This window comes from Streptococcus sp. 29887, assembly GCF_032595075.1.
GTDB lineage: Bacteria > Bacillota > Bacilli > Lactobacillales > Streptococcaceae > Streptococcus > Streptococcus iners.
Window position 1 is genome coordinate 243,890 of the sequence record NZ_CP118735.1, and the last position, 24,953, is coordinate 268,842.

At 42.5% G+C, this 24,953-nt stretch carries 23 protein-coding genes; 19 read left to right on the plus strand and 4 right to left on the minus strand.

The genetic code is table 11. The features are described 5' to 3' along the window. Window positions 1-28: 28 nt before the first annotated feature. Together PW252_RS01265 and PW252_RS01270 are read right to left on the minus strand one after the other, a co-directional pair. Window positions 29-1,231, minus strand: a complete 1,203-nt coding sequence (locus PW252_RS01265; RefSeq protein ID WP_316716834.1) for an IS110 family RNA-guided transposase — start codon at window positions 1,229-1,231, stop codon at window positions 29-31. A gap of 154 nt (window positions 1,232-1,385) precedes the next feature. Beyond that, window positions 1,386-1,568 (minus strand): putative holin-like toxin, encoded by a 183-nt coding sequence (locus PW252_RS01270; RefSeq protein WP_248051302.1) that lies wholly within the window; start codon window positions 1,566-1,568, stop codon window positions 1,386-1,388. 165 nt (window positions 1,569-1,733) lie between these two features. Between PW252_RS01270 and PW252_RS01275 the strand changes: the two genes are divergently transcribed. The 8 genes from PW252_RS01275 (at window position 1,734) to PW252_RS01310 (ending at window position 11,608) form a co-directional block, all read left to right on the plus strand. Further along, a complete protein-coding gene (locus PW252_RS01275) occupies window positions 1,734-1,967 on the plus strand; it encodes a GlsB/YeaQ/YmgE family stress response membrane protein (protein ID WP_248051299.1) in 234 nt (77 codons plus the stop codon). A 407-nt stretch (window positions 1,968-2,374) separates the two neighbouring features. Continuing rightward, complete coding sequence (locus PW252_RS01280; RefSeq protein WP_248051297.1) at window positions 2,375-3,937, plus strand: 2-isopropylmalate synthase; 1,563 nt, start codon at window positions 2,375-2,377, stop codon at window positions 3,935-3,937. A gap of 8 nt (window positions 3,938-3,945) precedes the next feature. After that, window positions 3,946-4,998 carry a 3-isopropylmalate dehydrogenase gene (gene leuB / locus PW252_RS01285; protein WP_248051294.1) on the plus strand — a complete coding sequence of 351 codons (1,053 nt, stop codon included), beginning with the start codon at window positions 3,946-3,948 and terminating at the stop codon, window positions 4,996-4,998. Next, complete coding sequence (gene leuC, locus PW252_RS01290) at window positions 4,995-6,386, plus strand: 3-isopropylmalate dehydratase large subunit (RefSeq protein WP_248051291.1); 1,392 nt, start codon at window positions 4,995-4,997, stop codon at window positions 6,384-6,386. Before leuB ends, leuC begins: the two co-directional genes overlap by 4 nt. Then, window positions 6,386-6,979 (plus strand): 3-isopropylmalate dehydratase small subunit, encoded by a 594-nt coding sequence (gene leuD, locus PW252_RS01295; RefSeq protein ID WP_248051289.1) that lies wholly within the window; start codon window positions 6,386-6,388, stop codon window positions 6,977-6,979. The genes leuC and leuD overlap by 1 nt, the downstream gene beginning before the upstream one ends. Before the next feature lie 166 nt (window positions 6,980-7,145). Beyond that, window positions 7,146-7,931: an L-threonylcarbamoyladenylate synthase gene (locus PW252_RS01300; RefSeq protein ID WP_014638675.1), complete on the plus strand. Its 786-nt coding sequence runs from the start codon at window positions 7,146-7,148 to the stop codon at window positions 7,929-7,931. Window positions 7,932-8,384: 453 nt separating this feature from the next. After that, window positions 8,385-9,269, plus strand: coding sequence for an ABC transporter ATP-binding protein (locus PW252_RS01305; protein ID WP_024401934.1), 885 nt, complete (start codon window positions 8,385-8,387; stop codon window positions 9,267-9,269). Further along, window positions 9,266-11,608 carry a hypothetical protein gene (locus tag PW252_RS01310; RefSeq protein ID WP_248051287.1) on the plus strand — a complete coding sequence of 781 codons (2,343 nt, stop codon included), beginning with the start codon at window positions 9,266-9,268 and terminating at the stop codon, window positions 11,606-11,608. Before PW252_RS01305 ends, PW252_RS01310 begins: the two co-directional genes overlap by 4 nt. Before the next feature lie 82 nt (window positions 11,609-11,690). Here the strand turns inward: PW252_RS01310 and PW252_RS01315 are convergent, their stop codons facing one another. Together PW252_RS01315 and def are read right to left on the minus strand one after the other, a co-directional pair. After that, complete coding sequence (locus tag PW252_RS01315) at window positions 11,691-12,038, minus strand: VOC family protein (protein ID WP_248033074.1); 348 nt, start codon at window positions 12,036-12,038, stop codon at window positions 11,691-11,693. A gap of 69 nt (window positions 12,039-12,107) precedes the next feature. After that, a complete protein-coding gene (def, locus tag PW252_RS01320) occupies window positions 12,108-12,722 on the minus strand; it encodes a peptide deformylase (protein ID WP_029177339.1) in 615 nt (204 codons plus the stop codon). A 129-nt stretch (window positions 12,723-12,851) separates the two neighbouring features. On the opposite strand from def, the gene PW252_RS01325 reads away from it, so the two are divergent. The 11 genes from PW252_RS01325 to rpsO all read left to right on the plus strand — a co-directional run bounded on the left by PW252_RS01325 (window position 12,852) and on the right by rpsO (window position 24,937). After that, window positions 12,852-14,015, plus strand: coding sequence for an MFS transporter (locus tag PW252_RS01325; RefSeq protein ID WP_248051285.1), 1,164 nt, complete (start codon window positions 12,852-12,854; stop codon window positions 14,013-14,015). Window positions 14,016-14,051: 36 nt separating this feature from the next. Further along, the gene (locus PW252_RS01330) at window positions 14,052-14,678 is read left to right on the plus strand and encodes a GNAT family N-acetyltransferase (protein ID WP_248051283.1); all 627 of its coding nucleotides are present in this window, start codon (window positions 14,052-14,054) and stop codon (window positions 14,676-14,678) included. Next, the gene (locus PW252_RS01335) at window positions 14,669-15,397 is read left to right on the plus strand and encodes a pseudouridine synthase (protein ID WP_248051282.1); all 729 of its coding nucleotides are present in this window, start codon (window positions 14,669-14,671) and stop codon (window positions 15,395-15,397) included. The genes PW252_RS01330 and PW252_RS01335 overlap by 10 nt, the downstream gene beginning before the upstream one ends. A 5-nt stretch (window positions 15,398-15,402) precedes the next feature. Further along, a complete protein-coding gene (locus tag PW252_RS01340; RefSeq protein ID WP_316716859.1) occupies window positions 15,403-15,912 on the plus strand; it encodes a hypothetical protein in 510 nt (169 codons plus the stop codon). A 256-nt stretch (window positions 15,913-16,168) separates the two neighbouring features. Next, complete coding sequence (locus tag PW252_RS01345; protein WP_248051279.1) at window positions 16,169-18,031, plus strand: AAA family ATPase; 1,863 nt, start codon at window positions 16,169-16,171, stop codon at window positions 18,029-18,031. A gap of 16 nt (window positions 18,032-18,047) precedes the next feature. Then, complete coding sequence (locus tag PW252_RS01350) at window positions 18,048-18,578, plus strand: hypothetical protein (RefSeq protein ID WP_202106649.1); 531 nt, start codon at window positions 18,048-18,050, stop codon at window positions 18,576-18,578. 33 nt (window positions 18,579-18,611) lie between these two features. Beyond that, complete coding sequence (locus PW252_RS01355; RefSeq protein ID WP_248051278.1) at window positions 18,612-19,562, plus strand: helix-turn-helix transcriptional regulator; 951 nt, start codon at window positions 18,612-18,614, stop codon at window positions 19,560-19,562. 217 nt (window positions 19,563-19,779) lie between these two features. After that, complete coding sequence (locus PW252_RS01360; protein ID WP_248051277.1) at window positions 19,780-21,069, plus strand: DUF262 domain-containing protein; 1,290 nt, start codon at window positions 19,780-19,782, stop codon at window positions 21,067-21,069. Next, window positions 21,066-22,961: a GmrSD restriction endonuclease domain-containing protein gene (locus PW252_RS01365; protein WP_248051276.1), complete on the plus strand. Its 1,896-nt coding sequence runs from the start codon at window positions 21,066-21,068 to the stop codon at window positions 22,959-22,961. Before PW252_RS01360 ends, PW252_RS01365 begins: the two co-directional genes overlap by 4 nt. Window positions 22,962-23,203: 242 nt before the next feature. Beyond that, a complete protein-coding gene (locus PW252_RS01370; RefSeq protein WP_248051274.1) occupies window positions 23,204-24,472 on the plus strand; it encodes a uracil-xanthine permease family protein in 1,269 nt (422 codons plus the stop codon). Between the two features lie 195 nt (window positions 24,473-24,667). Beyond that, a complete protein-coding gene (gene rpsO, locus PW252_RS01375) occupies window positions 24,668-24,937 on the plus strand; it encodes a 30S ribosomal protein S15 (protein WP_002938849.1) in 270 nt (89 codons plus the stop codon). The last annotated feature ends 16 nt before the right edge of the window (window positions 24,938-24,953 follow it).

Consider the following 24,953-nt stretch of genomic DNA (forward strand, 5'->3'; position numbering starts at 1 on the left):
GTGTTACAATAATATTGCATAAACAATCTTACTGATTTTGGGTTAAAGTGTAATCGTAAAGTTTGTTATGCGTTATGAGGTAATACATTGTCCGAATGAGACGATGTATGGAGGCAATCGTGTGTGGCTTGGTTGAAGTCGTTTGCGATTGTCTTTTTCGTTTCTCATAAAAGTCTGCGATATGGCAAGGATTGGTGTGACTAGCTGAAGCGATATTGTGAATGCACTTGAACAGAATCTTTCTAGCGTAGGGATTGCCACGCTTGGTAATGTGTTCCTTAGCGATGAAGTTTCCAGATTCATAGTGTCTGAGGTCAATACCGATAAAGGCATTGATTTGATTGGCAGACTGAAAACGGCGAATATCTCCCAGTTCGCCAATAATACTTGTTGCAGTAGTCTCAGCGATACCAGGAATAGAAAGTAGAATATCATACTCTGGTAATGGCTGAGCTAGTTCCACCATTTTGTCTAAGGCCGCTTGTCTCTGTTCAGAAAGCCGAAGCAATTCTTTTCCATAGTAACGCACCTCTTCCAGCATTGGAGAGGTTTTCTTGATGGCACAATAAGATTGGTTAGCTAGTGCTATCAGCTTCTCAGCTAAGTAAGCTACACGCTTGTCAGAAATCCGTTTTGAAGTGGACAGACGGATGCTCTTTGAGAGTTCATCCTTGCTTAACTCAAGCACCAAGTCCTTGCAAGGAAACGCAGTAACTAAGTTCCAGTATTGTTCCCCAGTTGGTGTTGATAAGATAGTTTCCAACTCTGGAAAAGTGACTTGTAAGACCTTGTGCAGACGATTTTTAGCTCGAACGATGTCCTCGGTTAAGTTCTGATAGAATCGACTGAGATCTCGCAGATCTTGATAGACTTCTTCTTGGACATAAGTGGGTTTACGATTCAGTACAAACTGAGACTGAGCCAGTTTTTCAGCGTCAATTTGATCTGTTTTCCGTACACGCAAGCTATCCAGTTGCTTCTTAGCTTCTAAGGGATTGAGCCGCGTATAAGCGTAGCTATGTTCATCCAGAAAAGCTTGAAGACGACGAGAATAGACGCCTGTTGCTTCAAAGATGATTTCTGGCTTGTGGACGGTTTTCAAATCGCCAAGTAGCCGAGAAAATCCAATGGCATCATTGGAAATGGTATAGCCATGAACCTTCTCACCGTTGACTAGAATAGCCACTTCTGAACTTACCTTACTCACGTCAATCCCGAAAACTGCACGCATGATATTACCTCTTTGTCTTGAATGATTCCTTGTTTTAGTGACGTCATTTTCAATACTCGACGTCTAGCGTCCCACATACTTTGATAACATTCTTCCTAAAACAGGTGTCTTGCCAGTTTTTGTCGCGACGTCTAGCGTCAAAAGAACCCTCGACTTAACAAGACACCTCTACTTTATCATCTTGAGAATGAAAAAAGTAGTGAGTACTCTCTCCCGTCGGAGATTTCCTCACTACTAATCTTAGTATGTTTTTGTCATTTTCTTTGAAGATTTTATAGCACAAGCTAACTAGCGCAATGGTAAAGCTACCAAAAGCTACAACTTCAAAAGCTGTCAAAAGAATGCTCCCTCCTTCTGTTAGATTTTGATGAATTGCCCATAGGCATCACCTCACTTTCAGAAACTCAAGAGCCACCGTCTTCACTTTTCTACTAAATAATTATATTATAAAATGCAAATATGTATTATATTTCTGGTATGCTAAAAACATTCTGGATAGAAGATGTTAACGAGTATAATCGCAGGTGCCATTATTGGCTTGATTGCGGGGGCTTTGACCTCATCAGATGACCGTCGTGGCTGTCTAGGAAATATTATCCTTGGACTTGCTGGTTCGTGGATTGGACAGTTGCTCTTTGGTGACTGGGGTCCGCAGTTTGCTGGTATGGCCTTGGTACCGTCAGTCTTTGGAGTAGTATTGCTGGTGGCGATTTTTAGCAGTTCTAGACGAAATTAAACACCTGAACCGTGCTTCAATTGGAGCCCGGTTTTTTGTTGTCTGAATTTGTACGAATTGCGACATTATTCGGATTTTTCAGAAAATTTCCATTTTTCTGTTGACAAGTGAAAAAAAGTTAGGTATCATTGTAAATAATTAAGAACCTGTATTCACACAGGTTCCAGAACACTGAAAGGAAAAAGTCAAATGAAACCTGTCACTTCAAAATTCTTTGCTTTGTTGTTGCGACGGTCGGGCTAGTGCTGAAAGAATGCATTAGTCCTGTTTGGCTTACCAAGCGGGCGCTGTTGACAACATCTCGCGGGTAATAGTCCTCGAGGTGTTTTCTTTTTTACTTGGTTTACTTACAAAACTAAGAAAAAGAACCTAATAGAAAGGTTAGGGTCATTTAGAAAGGTGTTCTTATGCGTGTGATTGAATTTTTAGATACGACTTTACGGGATGGTGAACAGACGCCTGGTGTGAATTTTTCAATCAAGGAAAAAGTGACCATCGCCAAGCAGTTGGAGAAATGGGGGATTTCCGCTATCGAAGCGGGTTTCCCAGCGGCCAGTCCTGATTCTTTTGAAGCGGTCCGTCAGATTGCGGCGGCGATGACCAAGACAGCGGTGACAGGTTTGGCTCGGTCAGTCAAATCAGACATTGATGCTTGTTATGAGGCTCTGAAAGAGGCTAAGTATCCGCAGATTCATGTTTTCATTGCGACCAGCCCCATTCACCGTGAATTTAAACTCCAAAAGACCAAAGAAGAAATTTTGGCGCAAATCACTGAACATGTCAGCTATGCACGTGAGCGTTTTGAAGTGGTTGAGTTTTCGCCAGAAGATGCGACGCGGACGGAGTTGGATTATTTGCTTCAAGTGGTGCAGACAGCGGTAGATGCCGGTGCGACCTACATCAACATTCCAGATACAGTCGGCTTTACGACCCCGCAGCACTACGGAGAAATTTTCCGTTATATAACGACCAATGTCAAATCGGATCGTGAGATTATTTTCAGTCCCCATTGCCATAATGACCTAGGTATGGCTGTTGCCAATACCCTTTCAGCTATTAAAAATGGTGCCGGTCGGGTCGAAGGGACTATCAATGGTATCGGTGAGCGGGCTGGAAATGCGGCCCTTGAAGAAGTAGCTGTTTCTCTTGAAATTCGGAAAGATTTCTATGATGTGACTAGTCCGATTGTTCTGAAGGAAACCCTAAATACTTCGGAATTGGTCTCTCGCTTCTCTGGAATTGCCATTCCACGCAATAAGGCGGTGGTCGGTGGAAATGCCTTCTCACACGAATCTGGTATCCATCAGGATGGAGTATTGAAAAATCCATTGACCTATGAAATCATTACACCTGAGTTGGTAGGGGTCAAGAAAAATTCTCTGCCACTGGGTAAACTATCTGGTCGCCATGCCTTTGTGGAAAAACTAAAAGAATTAGACTTGTATTTTGAAGAGAGTGATGTTGCGGGCCTCTTTGCTCGCTTTAAAAACCTTGCAGACAAGAAGGAAAAAATTACAGATGCAGATATTCGTGCCTTGGTAGCAGGGACAGAAATTAGCAATCGTGATGGTTTCCAATTTAAAGATTTGCGTTTGGATAGTCAGTCTGACGGTAGTATTCAAGCTAAGGTCATCTTCATCAATCAGGATGGGGAAGAAGTGGTTGTTGTGGAGTCAGGCAAAGGTTCGGTTGAGGCTGTCTTTAATGCCATTGACCAATTCTTCCACCAAGAGATCAGCTTGGAACGTTATCATATTGACGCTATTACGGATGGGATTGATGCCCAGGCGCGTGTGCTTGTCGCCGTAGAAAACAAGGCAACGGAAACCGTCTTTAACGCCTCTGGTATTGACTTTGACGTATTGAAGGCTTCAGCTATTGCTTACATTCATGCCAATGTCATGGTACAGAAAGAAAATAGCGGACAGATTGATAAGAAACTATCTGAGAAAGAGTTGCCAACTAGCTAGGAGGAAATATGACGAAAAAAATTGTAGCCTTGGCTGGTGATGGAATCGGTCCTGAAATCATGGAGGCTGGCCTAGCAGTCCTCGAGGCTGTTGCTGGGCAAGTAGGATTTGATTATGAGATTGAGGAGAGAGCTTTTGGTGGCGCTGGGATTGATGCGGCTGGCCATCCTCTACCAGATGCTACCTTACAAGCCTGCCGTCAGGCGGATGCGATTTTGTTAGCAGCTATCGGTAGCCCTCAATATGATGATGCAGCTGTTCGACCAGAACAAGGCCTGCTTCAACTTCGGAAGGAATTGGGTCTCTTTGCCAATATCCGTCCGGTGAAAATTTTTGATAGCCTGAAAGACTGTTCTCCTCTGAAAGCCGACCGGCTGGATGGTGTGGATTTGGTCATGGTACGAGAGTTGACAGGTGGGATTTATTTTGGAGAGCATATTCTGGAAACAGACCAAGCCAGCGATAGCAATACCTATCAGACAGAAGAAATCGAACGAGTTGTCCGCTCTGCCTTTGACCTAGCCCAAAAAAGACGAAAAAAAGTCACCAGCATTGATAAGCAAAATGTACTGGCGACGTCAAAATTGTGGCGGAAGGTAGCGGATGAGGTGGCTAAGGACTACCCAGATGTGACCTTGGAGCACCAGTTGGTGGATAGTGCAGCCATGCTTTTGATTACCAATCCTAGTCGATTTGACGTCTTGGTGACGGAAAATCTTTTCGGAGATATTTTGTCGGATGAGGCCAGCGTATTAACAGGAACGCTAGGGGTTCTGCCTTCTGCTAGTCATGCGGTGGCAGGTCCCAGTCTCTACGAACCTATCCATGGTTCGGCACCCGATATTGCAGGTCAGGGCATTGCCAATCCTGTCAGTATGATTCTATCTGTTGCCATGATGCTGGAAGAAAGTTTTGATTTGATCCAAGCAGGTCAGGGCATTCGCCAAGCCGTTGAAGAAGTCTTTGCCAAGGGGATTTTCACTAAAGACCTAGGTGGTAGCGCCTCTACCAAAGAAATAACAGCGGCTATTATTGAACAGCTTGAAAGGAGGTCACCATGAGTGGTAAATCCATTTTCGACAAGCTATGGGATCGCCATGTGATTACAGGGCAGGAAGATCAGCCCCAGCTCCTCTATGTCGACCAACATTATGTTCATGAGGTGACCAGTCCCCAGGCCTTTCAAGGACTGAGGGATACAGGGCGACCTGTTCGGCGCCCAGACTTGACCTTTGCGACTTTTGACCACAACGTACCAACCGTCGATATTCACAATATCCGTGATGTCATTTCCAAGGCTCAGATGGATGCCTTGGCGAAGAATATAGAAGATTTCGACATTCCCCATGCAGCCCACGGTTCGGAACATCAGGGGATTGTCCACATGGTTGGACCAGAAACAGGTCGGACCCAGCCAGGTAAGTTCATTGTCTGTGGAGATAGTCATACGGCTACCCACGGAGCCTTTGGTGCCATTGCCTTTGGGATTGGTACTTCTGAAGTGGAGCACGTTCTCGCTACCCAGACCATTTGGCAGGTCAAGCCCAAGCGGCTCCTAGTGGAGTTTGTCGGTCAGGCACAAGCAGGTGTCTATGCCAAGGACTTTATCCTGGCTCTGATTGCCCGCTACGGCGTGGATTGTGGACTGGGTCACGTGGTGGAGTTTGCAGGTCCCGTCATCGACCGACTCAGCATGGAAGAGCGGATGACTATTTGCAATATGTCCATTGAGTTCGGCTCTAAGATGGGCATTATGGCTCCAGACCAGACTACTTTTGACTACCTGCGAGGTCGTGAGTGTGCACCAGCGGACTTTGAGGCGGCGGTGGCAGACTGGAAGGAGCTCTACTCAGATGCCGACACCGTCTATGACAAGCATCTAGTCCTTGATGTGTCGGACTTAGCACCGATGGTCACTTGGGGGACCACGCCTGCTATGGGGGTTAGCTTTGACGAAACCTTCCCAGCCATCCGTGACCACAACGACGAGCGGGCCTACGCTTACATGGACTTAGCTCCTGGGCAAAAGGCTGCGGACATTCCCGTTGGCTATGTCTTCCTAGGCTCTTGTACCAATGCTCGCCTCAGCGATTTGCAGCTGGCAGCTAGGATTGTTAAGGGGCGGAAAATAGCAGAGCAGGTTACGGCCATTGTCGTTCCAGGTAGTCGCCCTGTCAAGCGGGCTGCAGAAAAGCTTGGTCTAGACAAGATTTTCATGGAGGCAGGCTTTGAATGGCGAGATCCAGGTTGCTCCATGTGTCTGGGTATGAATCCAGACAAGGTACCTGCTGGTGTCCACTGCGCCTCTACAAGTAATCGAAACTTTGAAGACCGACAGGGCTTTGGGGCCAAGACCCACTTGTGTAGTCCTGCTATGGCTGCCGCAGCTGCGCTTTATGGACGTTTTGTCGACACTAGACAGCTAGACATTCTCAAGGAGGGAGTTTAATGCACCAATTTACCACATGGACAGGAACAACCGTTCCGCTCATGAATGATAATATTGATACTGACCAGCTCCTGCCCAAGCAGTTTCTCAAGCTGATTGACAAAAAAGGATTTGGCAAGTATCTGCTCTATGCTTGGCGGTATTTGGATGATAACTACACGGATAATCCTGACTTCATTCTCAATCAGCCTGAGTATCAAGGAGCTAGTATCCTCATATCTGGGGACAACTTCGGAGCAGGTTCCTCTAGGGAACATGCTGCTTGGGCTCTGGCAGATTATGGCTTCAAGGTCATCATTGCAGGCTCCTTTGGGGATATTCACTACAACAATGACTTGAACAATGGGATTCTGCCCATTATCCAGCCCAAAGAAGTCAGGGACCAACTGGCTCAGCTGGCTCCTGACCAAGAAATCACGGTTGACTTGGCAAACCAGTTGATACGGACGCCTTTTTGGGAATTCCCATTTGACATCGAACAGGATTGGAAACACAAGTTGCTCAATGGCTTGGATGATATCGGTATTACCTTGCAGTATCAGGATTTGATTGCTGAGTATGAGGGGAATCGCCCAAGCTACTGGCAAGAATAGAGTCTTTCATTTTATCTTTTATTACTGCGTTAACTCGCTTTGCCGTACTTTAGTACTGTCTGCAGCTCGTTGCCTAGTACTAAAAGCAAACTGAAAGACTCCTACGAAATATGAAAAAAACAAGCAGGTTGCTCTGCTATGGAACAAAAGAAAAGAGGAAATGATTATGACGAAACAAATTCACTGGGATGGCGCACTTTCACAAGAAGGTTTTGACATTATCAAGGGTGAGGGAGGCGTGATTGTCTGCCCGACTAAGGTTGGTTATATCATCATGACTGCTGACAAGGCTGGCTTGGAGCGTAAGTTTGATGCCAAAGAGCGCAAGCGGAATAAACCGGGCGTGGTCCTTTGTGGTAGCATGGAGGAGTTGCGTGAGTTGGCTCAGTTGACTCCTGAGATTGATGCCTTCTACCAAAAACATTGGGACGAGGACATTTTGTTGGGTTGTATCCTGCCTTGGAAACCAGAGGCTTACGCCAAGTTGCAGGCTTATGGCGATGGTCGTGAAGAGTTGATGACCGACGTTCGTGGTACTTCATGCTTTGTTATCAAGTTTGGTGTGGCTGGCGAGCAGATTGCTAAGGAAATGTGGGAAAAAGAAGGCCGTATGGTCTACGCTTCATCTGCTAACCCATCAGGTAAGGGAAATCGTGGTAAGGTAGAAGGTATCGGTGAGCGGATTGCTTCTAAGGTAGACTTGATTATCGAGGCGGATGACTACGTGGCATCTATCCAGCCAGACAAGACCATTGAGACCCGCTATGAGCAAGGGGTTATGGTGTCTATGGTAGATAAAGATGGTAAACTGATTCCAGAACAAGGTGCAGATAGCCGTTCTATCAGCCCATGCCCAGTTGTCATCCGTAAGGGTCTGGACATCGATAAAATCATGATGCACCTGTCAGACCATTTCAACTCTTGGGACTATAGACAAGGGGAATACTACTAAGATATCGTCATTTAGTTTATCTTTTATTACGTCGACGAACGAGGAAACTCCGTTTCCCTATTTCCAACTTCAAATAATTTCATCATTATTTGAACTCACCTTGCCTGATTTTGTAAAAGTGACTTGCTTTGCAAGTACTATCTCCAACCTTGCACAGTCCATTGACTGTGCAAGCAATCTGGGGGACTGTTTCAAGTCAATGCCTAGAAACAAGAAAGCATTGAGTTATGCCTGTGGCTCGTTGACACGAACAATGTTCGTTTTATCTCCAACCTCTAACTATCTCCCAGACAGTTAGAGCTAGTACTAAAAGTAAACTAAAAGACTATAATTGAGAACGACTCGAAAGGGTCGTTTTTTCGCATCTTTACATTATTTTTATTGCTTCTTAGCCCCTTATTTGATATTATTATATCAAATAACACCTGCCATTTCTCCAAGAAAGGAGTTTCTATGCTAAAAGTAGTTGATGTCTGCAAGCGATACGGTGCCCACCAGGTCTTGTCCTATGTGTCCTTTGAGTTGCAAGCGGGGGACTTGGTGGCTCTTGTGGGTCCCAATGGTGTGGGAAAATCCACCCTCCTGAATATCATCAGCAATACAGAAACCGCTGACCGTGGGTCGGTAACTATCAATGGTCGTCCTAATAGTGACCGAGCGATTTTTCAGGATATGTCTGTCATGTTGGATGCCCAAGCACTTTATCCACAGTTGACGGGTTATGACCATCTGACCTATGTGGCTGCGACCCACAAGTTGGGGAAAAAGGAAGTGGATGCGTTGGTGGAAGAATTGGGGATGGGCTACTATGTCAAAAAGCGGGTGGCTGGTTATTCCATGGGTATGAAGCAGAAGCTGCTCTTTGCCATGGCTGTCCTTCCCAAGCCCAAGCTCTTGTTGCTGGATGAACCCCATATCGGCTTGGACCCGACCAATATCATCCAGCAGCGGGAATTTCTTCTGAATTTACAGGCAGAAGGTGTTGCTATTTTGCTTTCTTCCCACCATTTGTCGGAGATTGAGAAGCTGACCAATCAGGTTTATTTTCTCAAGGCCAGCAAGTTGATTGCCACAGAAGTGGAGTTGACTGCGGATTATGATTACCATCTTGCTGTGGAAAACTCCAAACAGGTTCAGGAGTTTTTACGGGATTATCCGCAACTCTTGTGGAAAAAGGCAGAGCAGGGTCTGGTGGAAATTTTCTTGCCCGAGCGAGATTTACTGGATTGTTTGGATCGTATTCCCATCCAGCAGGTGGCTGGGCTTACAAAAGCCAGCGACTATATGGAGTCCCTCTACCGTGATCTCTATGTGGAGGAAGGTGGTGAGGGGACATGAGGCTGCACTTTGAAATCAAGAAAATTCTCTGGTCACCACTCTATTGCTTGCTCGTGCTGGGTTTTCTAGGTCTGGCCTACCTTCCTGTTTCTCAGCGCCAAGTCCACCAAGCGGCCTATGTGGAAACCTATAAAGAAGAACTGAATGCCTTGGCTAGTGTCTTGGCAGATATAAAAATTGAAGAGGGGTCAGAAGAAGCACCACGGATGCTGGGCTTGAAATCCGATATTGAAAGTATCAGTCAGGCCTTGGATGAGGGGAAGTTTGAAGCTATCCCCAACTACCGCAAACTCATGTATCAAGACCTGGATTATTTTATCGGTCACTATCGGAAAAACTTTCAAACTCGGAATTCCTTGACGCAAACGGAAGTCGAACGTTTGGCCAGATGGAATGACTGGCTACTTGAACACCAATTAGCAGATGGTCCTGAAAATCAAGCTTGGTCAACAGGGCGTATTGTTCAAGCCTACTTAGAAAGTTTGTTTGGTTTTCTTCCTGTATTTTTGGTGCTTGGTTTTCTACTTGCCAATCAGCTGGTGGAAAAGATACTGGCGCATCAAGTTTGGCAGTTGCGACAATGGGATAGTTTGAGTTTGCAGGGGGTCAGGCGGTTGGCTGCTTCCTTGCTTTCGCTTTTACTGGCTGTGGGGATAGGTTTGCTCTTTATCCTGGTCTATGATGGGCTGACAGGTCAGTTGGCTGTATCTAGTTTTCAAGCTCCTGTTGAGATTTTGGGTCAGAGTCAGTTGATAGGTTCTGGGCTTTACGGGCTTATCTTGCTTGGTTTTTGGCTGGTCTTGCTTCTAGCTGTTCGCCTACTTTTTGGATTTTTGGACCACTTGTTAGCCAGTCGGCTGACTTTTGTGGTGACGGGCTTACTGTTAGCTCTGGGCATTTCCTATCAGGCCGGTGCAGTAGCTGGTTGGTCAGGTCAAATTCTGCCCTTGCTTGCCTTTCCTGGTTTTTTAGACACAGGTACATTTTCACAGGTCTTGGTAGAGGTGGATGTCTTGCTCCTGCTGACCATTGGATTTTTCCTTGCTTATTATGTGTTGACAGAAAAGAAAAGGCTGGTCCTGACCGTGGGGCATCAGAAGGAGTTAGACACAGGGCGTTTGGACAAGGTTTGGTCTTTTGATGTTCTCATCCTTAGTCGGATCAATTCTTGGAAAGGGCTCGTCTTAGGCAACTTGCTCCTAGCTCTGCTATTTTCCCTAGTAACAGGCCTACAAAAGCAAGAGGTTGCCCAGGAGGAGAGGGTTTCGATGGAGTTGGTTGCCCAGTCCTATGAGCAGAATGGGGCATATGTGGAGGTTTTGCAGTCGGAAATCAACCGTCTGAGGCAGTTGGTCAAAGAGGACGTGAGCTATCAGGAGGAGTTGGAGCTGAGGCTTGGTCTCTTGCAAGAATATCGTGTCTATAAAGACCTATATGTCAAGCAGTGGCAGGTTTATCAGGACAATCCTAATGCTTTGCCAGCCAGTCACCTTGCTATGCTGGAGACAGAGCAGGTCTATCTATGGGCTAGGGAGGAGAAGGCATTTGCCAATGGTGATATTGGGGCCACCCAGACGGTAGATAATCTTCGCCGTTACCAGACCCGCAATCAGGTCAGTCAGTATTACTGGAAGCAGCTGATGGAGGCTGGGGTGCCAGCAACTAAGCGGGGCAAGGATGTCATTTTGCCCAGCTTGGAAAATCGTTTTGATACCAATGATGCCTTGGTTCCAGTAGATGATCCCTCTTGGGACCGCTCCAGAGATCTGTCAGGTATCGGCAGCCTGCGCTCTTTTTTTGATGGTCCGGCTTATTTGGTGCTGCTATTGCTGGCGGTTTGGATTGGCAGTCGGGGCAAGGCGGTGGAGGTTGCAGGAAAAAACTGGCGTCTCTATCAGACCCAGCCTGTGGATTTGCGTCATGTTCTATTTACCAAATGGTTGCTGGGACTGGGCCAGGCACTTGGTTTTACAATGCTCTTTCTAGCTAGTCTTTTCCTAGTCAATAGTCTGATCGGAGGAATCGGTTATCTGGAAGATGGCCTTATCTTGCTTTCCCATTCGGAGAGGGGTATTTTTCTTGAACTCCTGAGGGGACAAGAACTCTGGGCTTGGTTCCTGCCCAATGCTCCTTATCTCTTGTGGATGGTGCTTGGCTTGCTTGTTTTGGAAATTGTACTAGTCAGTCTCAATCATCTTTTGCAAGTTCGGTTTTCAAACCGCTTAGTGGTTTTCATCCTACTAGCTGGTTTGCTGGCTCTGCTGGACTATCTCCTCTTTCAAGATCTGATTTTGGATGGGCAGGAAATCTTTAGGCAGTTAGCTCTGCTATTTTCATGAAAAAGAAAAAACTTTTTGAGGAATATCAAAAAGTTTTTTGCTATTGGTCAAATTTGAAAGGATTCTTTATGTCAGATAGGAACTATAGCTCTTGGGAAAAGGTTATTTTGTTTCCGTCTTCATCTGAAATATCAAAAACTAAGACAATATCATAATCAAGGATTTCGCTAGTTGCGATTCCATTTAATTCCAAACTTTCTTTGGTTTGATAAATATCGTTAACACAGAGAACAATATTAGCAGCTCCATCTTGATTTGCTTCATCACAGGACAATTGTAACCAGGAACGGGGTGTTATTTCATACTCTGCAATGCCTTCCATTGGAATATTGGTGGGTTCTCCTAGCCATTTTTTATACCATTCAATGGATCGATTGAAATCGGAAACGTGGAACACGCTAACTAAGCTTTTGATGTCTATTTTATTCATAAAAACCTCCAGGATTGTTGCTTGTTTTCTGTTGGGAGTTTTTCAGTAGGCGATGTGATTTTTCTTTAGTTATTCAATCACCAGCATGCCTTCTTTAACGGCAAATGGGTGTTCTGGGTCAATGCGGTCGTAGAACATGACACCGTTGAGGTGGTCGATTTCGTGTTGGACCACGATGGCATTAAAGCCTTTGAGTTTGATACGGTGTGTTTCTCCATTTTTGTCCATGTAGTCAACAGTCACGCGCGCGTGGCGGACTACGTAGCCTTGGACTTCGCGGTCAACGGATAAGCAGCCCTCGCCCCCTTCCATAGCCGCTTCTTGGACAGAATGTGCCACGATTTTAGGGTTGTACATGACCTCTTGGAGGGAGTAGGCCTGGGCAGGTGGATTGCCTTCCTCATCTTCTGGATTTGGGACCAAGACAGCGATGATGCGCTTGGAAACGTCAATCTGAGGTGCTGCTAGACCAACTCCGCCACGGAGTTTCATTTTCTCCGCCATGACAGGATCCTGCGAATGTTTGAGGAATTGCATCATTTTTTCACCTAGGATGATTTCTTGGTCAGATAGGGGAAATACAACTTCTTCAGCAACTTGACGTAGGGTTGGGTGCCCTTCACGGATGATGTCATCCATGTCAATCAAATGGGCAGCTTTTGTTAATCGTTCAATAACAGACATGATTCTCTCCTTTGAATATAGTTAAGATAAGTATAGCATGAAATGGGAGAGAATAAAAGTCGGACTTTTCTATCTATTCGTTTTCAAATCTGTTATACTAGTAAAAGACGAACGTTGAAAGGGAGAAAAATGAAAAGAATTTTAGAAAAAGTCAGTTTGCTGGGCTTGTCCACTATGCTGGTTTCGACATTTGCAGTTTCACCAGCCATTCCGCAGATGATTGAGCATTTTGCCCAGGAAGGAATAGCGGCTGGTCAGGTAGAAAATTTAATTACGGTGACATCTTTTGCTATTATGGCAGCACTCTTGATGAATGGTTTGGTTGTCCGTTTCTTATCGGAACGAAACATTATCATTGTAGGGCTTTTGCTTATGGCCATCGGCGGTGCTTTACCGGTGTTTCTAACTGCTTATCCTCTGATTTTATTGGCTCGCATCTTGCTTGGTTTGGGGATTGGCCTAATCAATGCGCGTGCTATTAATATCATCGGTAATTTTTTCACTGGTCAGGAGCGGGTGCAGATGATGGGCTTGCGTGGTTCAGCAGAGGTTTTGGGAAGCGCAGGCTTAACGCTTCTTGTCGGTTGGTTGACTCAATTTGGTTGGCAACCTGCCTTCTTGGTCTACCTTTTTGCCTTGGTCATCTTGGCTCTTTTCCTTCTCTTTGTGCCCAAGGAAGAATTACTTGCTCGCATGGAGGTAAAAGTTGAGGAGAACGCGCCCAAGGTCAAACTGGACAAGACCATGTGGAAGATGGGCATTTATCTGGCATTCTTAGCCTTCTTTGTTATCAATGTCAATACCTTCCTAACCATTCGTATTCCTCAGATTGTTTTAGCAAAGGGTATCGGTACTGCTCAGCAAGCCAGTCTGATTCTCAGTCTTATGCAGGTCATGGGGATTGTGGCAGGGACGGTCTTTAGTAGCTTGGTTGGTCGGTTGAAGGGCTGGCTTTTGGCAGTTTCCTATGTGGTCTTTGGACTTGCGGTTGTCGGCATTGCCTTTGCGGATAATCTCTGGGTGCTGGGACTCGGTGGTATGGTGTCAGGATTTTTCTACAGCATCATTCTAACCATTGTCTTTAGTCAGGTAACGGATCGGGCACCCAAGGCCTTGCTCAATACGGTCATGACCATCGTTCTCATGGGTTGCAATATTGGCGGTGCCACATCTGCCATCTTGCCGACTTATCTAGAAAAACTCAACCCAACCCCAACAGGTGCCTTTGGGATTTACGCCATCGGCTGTGCCTTGATTAGTGCAGGCTTGATTTATAAACAACTGAAGAAGTAGGAGCGGATTTCCGCTCCTTTTTGGTATAATAGACCTATGTTAGAAAACAACCGCTTAAATGAATTAATACTTCGCTTTCCCGAGGATGCTCAGTTGATTTTTAAAGACATGATTCCCTCTTATCAGTTGGGCTATGTGGATTATGTCTATCAGACAGATCATTACGCCACCCAAAACCGTCGGATTAAAAATTTGGCAAAAAATTTCCGAAGAATGGATTATTTTTACATCATGCCCCTGCCCCAGGATCTGGCATTGGAAATTGCTAACCAATGGCGCTATCAACCACCTTTGGATGCCTATACGATTAGTGCAAACCCCAAGATTTATGCTGAGATGATTTCACCAGAAGCACGTGGGGGTCGCTTTTTTGCAGTCATCCGCAATGCTGCCCTCATGGGCTATTTCTGTATTGACCAAGATGGCGAGACCGTTGACATTCGTTTGGGCATGAAACCGTCTTTGACAGGTCAGGGAAATGGCAGAGCTTTCTATCAGACTATTGAAGACTACATAGTGGAACATGTTCAGCCAGTTAGTATCAAACTGACAGTTGCCAGCTTTCATCAAGCAGCTCAAACCCTCTTTCATGCTCTTGGATTTACAGAAAGAGAACAGCAAGCAGAATATATCAAAATGGAAAAGAAACTCGTATGCGATTAGATAAATTTTTAGTGGATTGCGGTGTCGGCAGTCGAACAGAAGTCAAGAAAGTCCTGAAAAACAAGCAAGTCACGGTCAATGGCCAAGTAGAAACGTCCCCCAAGCAACAGATTGACGAAAAGACGGACCAGATTGCAGTAGCAGGCCAGGTCTTGAGCCATGAGACCTTTGTTTATTATGTATTGAACAAACCCAAAGGAGTTATTTCAGCAACCGAGGATGACCGTCATCAGACTGTCTTGGACCTTCTAGATAATACAGCTCGCCATAAGGAAGTCTTTCCAGTTGGACGCTTGGACATTGATACCCATGGCTTGCTCCTCTTGACCAACAACGGTCAGCTGGCTCATGCCATGCTTTCTCCGAAAAAACATGTTGATAAACTCTACCGTGCACAGGTTGACGGGATCATGACCCAAGAGGATGTCGAAGGATTTGCGGCAGGAATTGAGCTGAAAGACTTTACCAGTCAGCCAGCCCAGTTGACCATCCTATCGACAGATGAAGCTAAGCAGACCTCGCTGGTTGACATCACCATCCGAGAAGGGAAATTTCACCAGGTCAAACGCATGGTGCAGGCCTGCGGAAAGACGGTGACCGACTTGCAACGATTGACCATGGGGCCTCTTCGCTTAGATCCAAAACTAGCGCTTGGAGAATACCGCAGGTTGACTGCTGCCGAATTAAAGCAATTAGAAGTTTTTGGGGTGGAATTATGAGAAATATTGAAAAAATTTTTCGTGCCCTGCCCTTGATTGTGGTAGCAGGAGCAGTTGTTTATCTTTCGATTTGGATATGGATTGATAATGGGGATTGGACCTACATCATTGCTAGGGTGTCTGGTATGAGCGTTGAACATGCCAATAATTTATCCCTAATTGCCATAGCCATCCAGTCTCTATTTTTTACTTCTGACTGGTTTTATAGCCGCATTCGTGCCTTTCTCAATCGGCGGTTGGAACGCGCCAAGGGGCTTAATCGGCAGATTTATCTTGGCTATAAGGCTGGCATTGAATTTTTGATGGCTCTGCCCAAACGGACCATCTTGTTTAGCTTTTACCTGCTCTTGACGATTTTGGAAAACCTAGGTGTGATTGATAGTGCCAAAGATTATGCAGTCATTGTCATCTTTATCATCGCCGTGGATCGCGTGACTAAAATCTGGCCAGAAGAAAAGCGGAGAATGATGGAGTTTGGTCAGAAGATTAAGAAACGGATTAAGAGTGTGGAGTAGGGAGATTTGTTTGGATATATTTATTTTTTGAAAATCTAATGCAGGTCTTCTTCTATTGAGAGAATGAACGGAACAGTGTGCTGTCTGTGTCTTACTGAAGGAATTCTAAGCAGTGGTATTGCTCTTGAGCCAAGCTACACTGAAAATAAAGTAGGGTGGAATAACACTTAGGTTTAATAATAAGCGAAGATGGACATATTTTGTCCATCTATTTTTATATACTTCTTATTGAGAATATCAGAATAGAGGGGTAAAGATGAACTATTATCACATAAAACTAATGGGAGATGTACAGCAACTAGAGCGACCGAGTGAATCTTTCGCACAAGAAAATAATTGGATGTATTTTTTGAAGGAAAAAGAAGATTTATTTATTGTAACGGGAGCTACAAATACAAAACGAGAAATAGCAAAAAAGGTTCAGTCACTTTGGGAAGTGGATGTCTATTTAGATGGCTATTCTTCAATAACTGAGGATGATTTTATTGACAAAGTTGGACGTGAACAGTTGGGAGAATTTGGTTATTTCTTATTGAAGCAATCAAAGGAAGATAAGCAAGGTCTTACTCCGAATGAGGATGTTTTATCAGAAAATATGATTGGACTCAGCGACTTTAAAAATAGCATTCAGCATCTTATAAACTATTTAGACTACCAATCAAACGATTTAGAATCGCATACGAAAGAGCCATTTTTCTTAATTTTCAACGGTCAAAAGGGGAGTGGGCGAAAATATGCCCTTCAATATTTAGAACGATTGTTCGATTTGAAAGCAATTGATACTCATTGTAGCGAATATTTTCTTCCCAAGACTGATGAAAAGCAATTTCCAGTTGTTTATGACTATTTTAAAGCAAGAGCTCGTCCTAAATTAGAACTTTTCGCTAATATCAATACAAAGAAGGAGAATAATATTTGTATTCTAATTGCCCAATCGACTGAAGAAGCTAAAAAAATAGAAATGGAATTAGAGGAGGAATACTATAATGTAAATAGAATCGAGTTTCCTCCTTATACAAATGACGAACTGGTTGAAATTGCTATTCAACTATTAGCAAAAAGACGAATTAGTATAGACAAGAAAATTGTTAGGGAGTATGTAGAAAAGGCTTCAAATCTCAACAATGCAAAAGATATTCGACGAATGGTTCAGAGAATCCATGAATATGCGGTGGCAACCAATTATTGTCAAGAAAATGGATTGCTGGATCTGAGTCACTTTAGTTTGCAAAAGGAACAATCTAAAAGCAAATGTGGCCAAGCTGGGAAGAGGCTACATCAAATGATTGGTCTTCAATCTGTCAAAAAATTAATCAGACAACAAGTTGCTTTTGAACAACTATCGAAACTGAGGAAAGAAAGAGGCTATCATGTTGAAGAAAGTAATGGGCACTTGTTATTCACAGGAAATCCAGGGACGGGTAAGACAGAGGTAGCTCGTCTTTATACAGAAATCCTGTATGAACATGGATTGATCGCAGAAAATAGGATAGTAGAGGTTGGAAGAGCAGACCTTATTGGGGAATATGTTGGCCAAACAGCACCAAAAATAAAAAAGGTATTTGATAGTGCAAGTGGTGGCGTACTGTTTATCGATGAAGCTTACAGTCTGATTCCACAGAGTGAAAGAGATTTTGCCAATGAAGCTATACCCACCATTATTCAAGAAATGGAAAATCGTCGCAATGAGATAGTTGTTATTTTTGCCGGTTATAAAGATTTGATGCACAATTTTATAGATGCGAATCCGGGATTACAATCTAGAATTTCAAAAATCATTCATTTTGAAGATTACTCTGTGGACGAACTGTGTGAAATTTTTAGAATGATGTTGAGCAATAAGGGCTATTCCATTGAATCGAGCTGTGAGAGTGCATTGCGCTCGCACTTTTCGAGTCGTGTTAGAAATGAGCATTTTGGTAATGGACGCTATGTTCGTAAATTAATAGAAGCTATCTTGTATCAACAGGCGACTCGGGTAATGGAAAGGCTAGGTAAGAGGGATTTGGATGAAACAGAGATGAATGTCGTAATAGAAGCTGATATTAAAAATGGCATCCAAGAATTATCAGAGTTGGAATCAACTCAACGGTTAATAGGTTTTGGATTACAGGGATAGAAGAAAGGAATTACACATGAATAACAATGGTTTGAACGAAAATACTGTGTTTAATGATATGGAAATTTTAGAAATATTTATCGATTTGCTATACAGAAATTTGGACTCGGATACCAAGGTGAGAAGCTCTTTTGACAGTATCAATCGGGAAGTGAGTGATTTTTTTGGAATCCCACAAAAGAGCTATATCGGACAACTTTTATATATTATTTCAGATGTTGATCACATCAGAAAGAGCTTTGTTGACCACATAGAATTTTACTATCGAGAGATGAATAGGAAAGTGAAAAGAGTAGTCGGAGTCAGTCTGGCTATAGAAATAGTACAAAATGTTCATTTTCTAGAAGAATTTGATGTTGTGATGATTGAAAATATTGAAGAATTTTATAATAGTACCGATGCGATTCAAAAGAAGTTGGCAAGAATTTTGGAAAGTTATCTAGAAACAGGCGGAAAATTACTGGTAACTGGTTGCGAGTTTGATAATTCAAACGACTCATTAAGCAAGATTCTCTACCAAGGAAATTTATTGAATTTGACTTGCTAAGAGTGTTATAATCTTTTTAGAATTGAGGTTTCTATGAACGATCAGGAAAGACTACTAATCATATTTTTACGTTTACAATCAGGAGCACATCTGAAAAAGTCACAGTTGGCAGATGAATTTGGAGTCAGTGAGAAGACAATTCAGAGAGATTTTGCTCTGCTAGGAGGATTTATCGAAAGTCAGCCGATGATTGCAGCAGAGTTAGCCTATGATTCTAAGAACCATACTCGCTTTTTAAAAGGGAAGTCTCTTTTTAACAAAAAGGAAATTCTGACTATTTCTAAAATTTTACTAGAAAATCGTGCTTTGAATAAGGAAGAGAATAGGGCTGTTTTAGATAGTTTATTTGCACTAGTATCGAAAGACGAACAGAAAGAAATTTCTGCCATTATCGCCAGTGAACTCTTAAACTATGCCCCGCTTTCAGATACTCAAAACAGGATTGATAAGATTTGGGAATGGTCAGAGGCCATTCGTAAGGAATTGGTATTAGATATTCGCTACCAATCTCCCTACAATGTAGAAAAGAAACACACAGTTTTTCCTGTGTCACTCTACTACGATAGTCATTACTTTTACCTTGTAGCTTATAATCTAAAACATTCATCCTATATGACTTTAAAGTTAGATCGGATTTTAGAATGGAAAGTTTCGACTGAGAAGAAACCGGATATTTCTTATGGCAAAAAGTTTCGAGATGGTGAGGTACGGAATAAGCGCGTGGATTCTTTTATGGGACGGGAATTAACCATAAGAGTCAGATTTAGCTATGATCCAACCATTGTCTTGGATCAATTTCCGACAGCAAAGATTATCGAAATCAACTCCGAAGGCAACATCATTGAATTTGTAAGTCAAGACACACCAGGCTTAAAACGTTGGTTGCTGAGTCAGGCAGATGCACTGACTGTGCTTTCCCCGGCTTCGCTTGTAGAAGATATGAAACATTTCCTCAAAAATATGCAAGAAAACTATAAAAATTAGATATAGGGGACACTATTTGTCCACTCTGTGTATTAGAATGGTTGTATCAGTACTATAACTCTTGATTGAAAGGAGGGGAAGTATATGCAAGAATGGATTGTGGTAGATCAATTTGGAAATACGATTGCAGGACCGTTTTACGATAAAACAGCTGCGGAGATGCATGCGAAAATGATTCCGAATGCAAGTGTAGAGAAAAAATAGGAGAATAAGTAGAATGACTGATATTACTTTGAGGCATATGACGTTAGAGGAACTTTTGAAGGACAATAGGCTCCATATCCCAAATTATCAACGCCCTTATAAATGGCAACGAAAACACATTCGCCACTTATTCTATGATGTCAAAGAAGTTATAGACTCTAAAAAGGACATTTATCAAGTTGGTTCTCTTATTTTACATGATAAAAAACAAACTTTAGATATTGTTGATGGACAACAACGGACTATTTCCGTTGCATTATTTTTACAGGCTTTAGGGAAGTTGAACGATTATATCGGTGCCCAGCAGTTACTAAATCAAAAATTTGACGTGGTTTCGTGTCAACATGCTAAGGAAAATTTTGAAGAGTGGAAAATACTGATTGACCTAGATGATGAAAAGGCGCAAAAAGTATGTGACTTTCTTCTTAAAAATTGTGAAATTGCTGTTATTACAATGCCACATAATCGATTATCTGAAGCTTTCCAACTTTTTGATTCTCAAAACAATCGAGGAAAAGCTCTAGAGCCACACGACCTGCTTAAAGCCTATCATTTGAGAAATGCCTCTGAAATCAGTGAAGATTTAATCGAAAATTGGGAAAAAATTGTTACAGACGAAAAGGTCAATTTAAAAGATTTATTTAACCAATATCTTTTTAGAGTGCGACGGTGGTCAATTGGTGAAACTGGGTTGACTAAACGTCGTCAGGGTTCATACCTTCGCTTTACAGAAGATTTTATCGATGATTTTAAAGGTGTCGGTTTACATCATAACGCATACCCTTATTTGAATCTCTTTAGACTATTAAAAGAACAAAATATTGATTATCCTATTTCTTTAACGATGCCAATTATTGATGGAGAGTACTTTTTCTCTTATATTAATCAGTCACACAAAATGATTCAACATAGAGAAACTTGGTTTGAAAGTCTCAGTCTAGATTCCAAAATGCTCAAGATTTTGCATTCTGCTAAACAACGTTATAACCGGAATCGTAATTTATTCGATAATCTAGTATTGCTTTTTGTGGATAGATTTGGTCAGGGAGCTTTAGATAAAGATATTGTTGAAACAATTTTTATATGGGCCTATTATCCACGTATAAAAGCGCGTGCCATTTATGATAGCACTTTAGCCAATTATGCTGCGGGTGGAATTTTTCAACGGCGTACAGTTCAAAAATTATTTCAGCTATTACAACATGCTAGTACACCAAGCGATTTTTTGCAGAAAATCAATCGTGATCAATTTGAACATTTTACCTTGGAGAAAATTCTTGAGGAAGAGGAGCTTAATAAATGACTAAGACAGCTACTTTGACAGTTACAAAACTTCTGACTGAAGATGAATACATTGTTCCTCTTTATCAGCGAAATTTTTCATGGACATATGATGAGATTGAGCAATTGCTTATTGACATAGCAGACGCTTACAACGAACGTGAAAAACGTCCTGATTATTATATCGGAACACTGGTTGTTCATCAAAAAGGAAATATGTACCATATTATTGATGGGCAACAGAGAACAACAGCTTTGACTTTGTTGGCATTGGTTTTGAGAAATGAGTATCACATTGAGATCCCTGACTTGAAACTCTTAAATTTTGAAGCGCGTAAGCAGTCCAATGCATCTTTGCAGCAGTTATTTGAAAATAGTAGTGCTGAATTTGAGAATATGGATGAGATTATTAGAGGTTACCAAAACACCAAATTAGCACTAAATAAAATTCTGTCCGAACAGTTTAAAATGGAAGTGACGGTATATGCTGAGTACCTCTTTCAACACGTCATTATTTTTAGAAATATGCTACCTACTGACTTAGATTTGAATCTTTATTTTGAGCGGTTTAATTCAAGAGGGGAGCAATTGGAAGCTCATGAAATTATTAAGGCTCAATTGATGGCGAAGCTTGACGATGATGAAGCTGCTAAGTTTGCTAAAATCTGGGATGCCTGTGCAGACTTCGAGAAGCCGGTAGTTAAATCATTTCAAATGAGAAAGAAAAGAAAGGAAACGTTTAAAGAAAGAGAAAACATTTTTGGTTGGCATTTTTCAAATTATAAATTAGCCAATATCTATCGATTTATTGATAACACAAATAGTTCAAAAAAAAGTATATTAGATACCCTAGAAGATTCAAGTTCATTGGTCTTTGATGACATCGTAGACGAAAAAGAAACTGGAAAATATACAACCGTCATTAACTTTGAAACACTACTCTTGTATACTGTTTCTATTATTGAAAATATTTCCCCACAAGATGTTCAATTAGATGATAAGAAACTACTTGATGTTTTTATGGTAAGTGAAAAAGGAAGGGATTGGGTCATTTACTTCTCGGAAACGTTATTAAGCATCAGACACCTATTTGATAACTATGTCATTAGAAACGCAAGCGAAGATACTTCAAGGCGTTCCCAAAATGATTGGTTTCTCAGGAAGGGGACTTATTACGAATATCAGAGAAATAACCAAAAATATACGTCTTACTTTGTAAAAGAACATTTTGAGAATAATACTTTTTCGGATAAAGCAGTGAATGATACCATTATTATGCTCCAGTCTATGTTTGCAGTGACCTTTACATCAAATCGAGATAGTCGTTGGCTATATGAGACTTTGGTCTATCTATTCGAGAATGTTGAGCATTTGCAAGATGAAGCATTTGGACACCAGTTTGTAATTTTTCTAGAAGCATTGGCAGTTCGATATGCTGATGGTCGGTTATTTACAGAAGATGGTCAAGAATTTAGATGCTACCCTAATATGCCTATCTATGCTTTCAATTTTATTGATTATGTCTTATGGAAAAATCAAAATAATCTACAGGAGTACTTTTTTGATTCAAGGAATTTTAGATTCACTTATCGTCGTTCCGTTGAACACTGGTATCCTCAGAATCCAAATTTTGAAGATAGTGGGATGTTAAGAATGTCTGATAGTCTGCTTCATTCTTTCGGAAACCTTTGTATTATCACGGACAGTCAAAATTCGAAGTTTGGGAATTCTAGACCTCAGGCCAAGTATAGCCAATGGGAAAAGATATTTGGAAACCAAAGTCTAAAACTGCAATGGATGGCTAAACTTACTGGAAATTCTGACGACAATTGGAATAGTGGGACAATCAGAGAGCATGAAGATAAGATTTTAATGTTAGTTAAGGGATTTATAGATCGTACGAAAAATATTTGATTTTTTCGGAAGTTTTGAATTTCAGTTTATTCCCCTTATGTTTGCTAGTCTTGTCTCCAAGAAAAATAAAAATTTACAAAATTCCTTGCAAAAAACTTCCTCTTTGTGTTACAATACCAAAAGCGTAGGTTTTTAAACTCATCCCGTGAGGTGAGAAAGACAACAGGATAATTCATTAAGGGCCTATGACTATGTATATTTAGAAAGTCTGGGTCTTTTTGTGTACCCAGAATGGGAGATTTATGAGTACAAAAGCCGATCTTTTGTTTGATGTCCATGAGAAACCAGCCCCGCTTCAAGGGATTTTGTTGAGTTTCCAGCACGTGTTCGCTATGTTTGGTGCGACGATTTTGGTGCCCTTGATTCTCGGTATGCCAGTTTCGGTTGCCCTCTTCGCCTCAGGTATTGGAACCTTGATTTACCAAGTAGCGACGCAGTTCAAGGTTCCGGTTTACTTGGGTTCATCCTTTGCCTACATTTCGGCTATGGCGCTTGCTATCAAGGAAATGGGTGGCGATGTGTCAGCAGCGCAGACAGGTATTCTCTTCGTCGGCTTGATTTATGTGTTGATCGCAGCACTTGTCAAAGTTATCGGTACTAAGTGGATTGACAGCCTCTTGCCTCCGATTGTCATCGGTCCTATGATTATCGTGATTGGACTTGGTCTTGCCAACTCTGCTGTGACTTCGGCAGGCTTTGTCGCAGACGGTGACTGGAGAAATGTCGTAGCGGCTATTGCTACCTTCTTGATTGTGGCTTTTGTCAATACCAAAGGGAAAGGTTTCGCCAAGATTGTTCCTTTCTTGATTGCCATCGTCGGTGGTTATGTGATTGCCATCTTCCTTGGACTAGTTGATTTCACACCTGTGATGGAAGCAGCTTGGTTTGAACTGCCAGGTTTCTACCTACCATTTGAAACTGGTGCCTTCAAGGCCTACAATTTCTACTTTGGTCCAGAAATGATTGCCATCTTGCCAATCGCGGTGGTGACCATCGCGGAGCATATCGGAGACCACACGGTTCTCAGCCAAATCTGTGGTCGCCAGTTCTTGAAGGAGCCAGGCCTCAGCCGTACCTTGATTGGTGACGGTGTGGCGACTGCTGTATCAGCCTTTATCGGTGGACCTGCTAACACGACTTATGGTGAAAATACAGGGGTTATCGGTATGACCCGTATCGCATCAGTATCCGTTATCCGTAACGCAGCCTTGATTGCCATTGCCTTCTCATTCTTGGGTAAATTTACAGCCCTTATCTCTACTATTCCAAGTGCTGTTCTTGGTGGTATGTCTATCTTGCTCTACGGTGTTATCGCCTCAAACGGTTTGAAAGTTTTGATTGAAAGCCGTGTTGACTTCGGTCAAGTCCGCAACCTGATTATCGCAAGTTCTATGCTGGTCTTAGGCCTTGGTGGTGCAGTACTCAACATCGGTGCCATTACCCTGTCAGGAACAGCCCTCTCAGCCATTGTCGGCATCGTCCTCAATCTTATCTTGCCAAAAGCAGAATAAGTTAAAGTAACAGTCAGCAAAAGCTGGCTTTTTTTGAAAATAGCAGAGCTGCTCAGCTAGTTTTCAAATCAGTTGACAAAAAAGACAATCCTTGATAGAATAAATGAGGTCCAAAAGGACAAATCTAGCTTTTTCTTGGTTACAGGTCGCCAACCTGTCACTCGGATTAGGCTCAAAAACAAAGGAGAACATATCATGGCAATCTCAAAAGAGAAAAAAAATGAAATCATGGCACAATATGCTCGTCATGAAGGCGACACAGGTTCAGTTGAAGTACAAGTAGCAGTACTTACTTGGGAAATCAACCACCTTAACGACCACATCAAACAACACAAAAAAGACCACGCAACTTACCGTGGTTTGATGAAAAAAATCGGTCGCCGTCGTAACTTGTTGGCATACCTACGCCGCACAGACGTTAACCGTTACCGTGAATTGATTCACTCACTCGGACTCCGTCGTTAAGAAAAAGCCCGCAAGG

Excerpts from the sequence above, each read along its gene's own strand:
- PW252_RS01305 (WP_024401934.1), top strand. The coding sequence starts at position 8,385 with ATGCTAAAAGTAGTTGATGTCTGCAAGCGATACGGTGCCCACCAGGTC.
- rpsO (WP_002938849.1), top strand. The coding sequence starts at position 24,668 with ATGGCAATCTCAAAAGAGAAAAAAAATGAAATCATGGCACAATATGCT.
- PW252_RS01310 (WP_248051287.1), top strand. The coding sequence starts at position 9,266 with ATGAGGCTGCACTTTGAAATCAAGAAAATTCTCTGGTCACCACTCTAT.
- leuD (WP_248051289.1), top strand. The coding sequence starts at position 6,386 with ATGCACCAATTTACCACATGGACAGGAACAACCGTTCCGCTCATGAAT.
- PW252_RS01355 (WP_248051278.1), top strand. The coding sequence starts at position 18,612 with ATGAACGATCAGGAAAGACTACTAATCATATTTTTACGTTTACAATCA.
- PW252_RS01365 (WP_248051276.1), top strand. The coding sequence starts at position 21,066 with ATGACTAAGACAGCTACTTTGACAGTTACAAAACTTCTGACTGAAGAT.
- PW252_RS01350 (WP_202106649.1), top strand. The coding sequence starts at position 18,048 with ATGAATAACAATGGTTTGAACGAAAATACTGTGTTTAATGATATGGAA.
- PW252_RS01335 (WP_248051282.1), top strand. The coding sequence starts at position 14,669 with ATGCGATTAGATAAATTTTTAGTGGATTGCGGTGTCGGCAGTCGAACA.
- def (WP_029177339.1), bottom strand. The coding sequence starts at position 12,722 with ATGTCTGTTATTGAACGATTAACAAAAGCTGCCCATTTGATTGACATG.
- PW252_RS01325 (WP_248051285.1), top strand. The coding sequence starts at position 12,852 with ATGAAAAGAATTTTAGAAAAAGTCAGTTTGCTGGGCTTGTCCACTATG.
- PW252_RS01345 (WP_248051279.1), top strand. The coding sequence starts at position 16,169 with ATGAACTATTATCACATAAAACTAATGGGAGATGTACAGCAACTAGAG.
- leuB (WP_248051294.1), top strand. The coding sequence starts at position 3,946 with ATGACGAAAAAAATTGTAGCCTTGGCTGGTGATGGAATCGGTCCTGAA.
- PW252_RS01315 (WP_248033074.1), bottom strand. The coding sequence starts at position 12,038 with ATGAATAAAATAGACATCAAAAGCTTAGTTAGCGTGTTCCACGTTTCC.
- PW252_RS01370 (WP_248051274.1), top strand. The coding sequence starts at position 23,204 with ATGAGTACAAAAGCCGATCTTTTGTTTGATGTCCATGAGAAACCAGCC.
- PW252_RS01275 (WP_248051299.1), top strand. The coding sequence starts at position 1,734 with ATGTTAACGAGTATAATCGCAGGTGCCATTATTGGCTTGATTGCGGGG.
- PW252_RS01360 (WP_248051277.1), top strand. The coding sequence starts at position 19,780 with ATGACTGATATTACTTTGAGGCATATGACGTTAGAGGAACTTTTGAAG.
- PW252_RS01280 (WP_248051297.1), top strand. The coding sequence starts at position 2,375 with ATGCGTGTGATTGAATTTTTAGATACGACTTTACGGGATGGTGAACAG.
- leuC (WP_248051291.1), top strand. The coding sequence starts at position 4,995 with ATGAGTGGTAAATCCATTTTCGACAAGCTATGGGATCGCCATGTGATT.
- PW252_RS01300 (WP_014638675.1), top strand. The coding sequence starts at position 7,146 with ATGACGAAACAAATTCACTGGGATGGCGCACTTTCACAAGAAGGTTTT.
- PW252_RS01265 (WP_316716834.1), bottom strand. The coding sequence starts at position 1,231 with ATGCGTGCAGTTTTCGGGATTGACGTGAGTAAGGTAAGTTCAGAAGTG.
- PW252_RS01330 (WP_248051283.1), top strand. The coding sequence starts at position 14,052 with ATGTTAGAAAACAACCGCTTAAATGAATTAATACTTCGCTTTCCCGAG.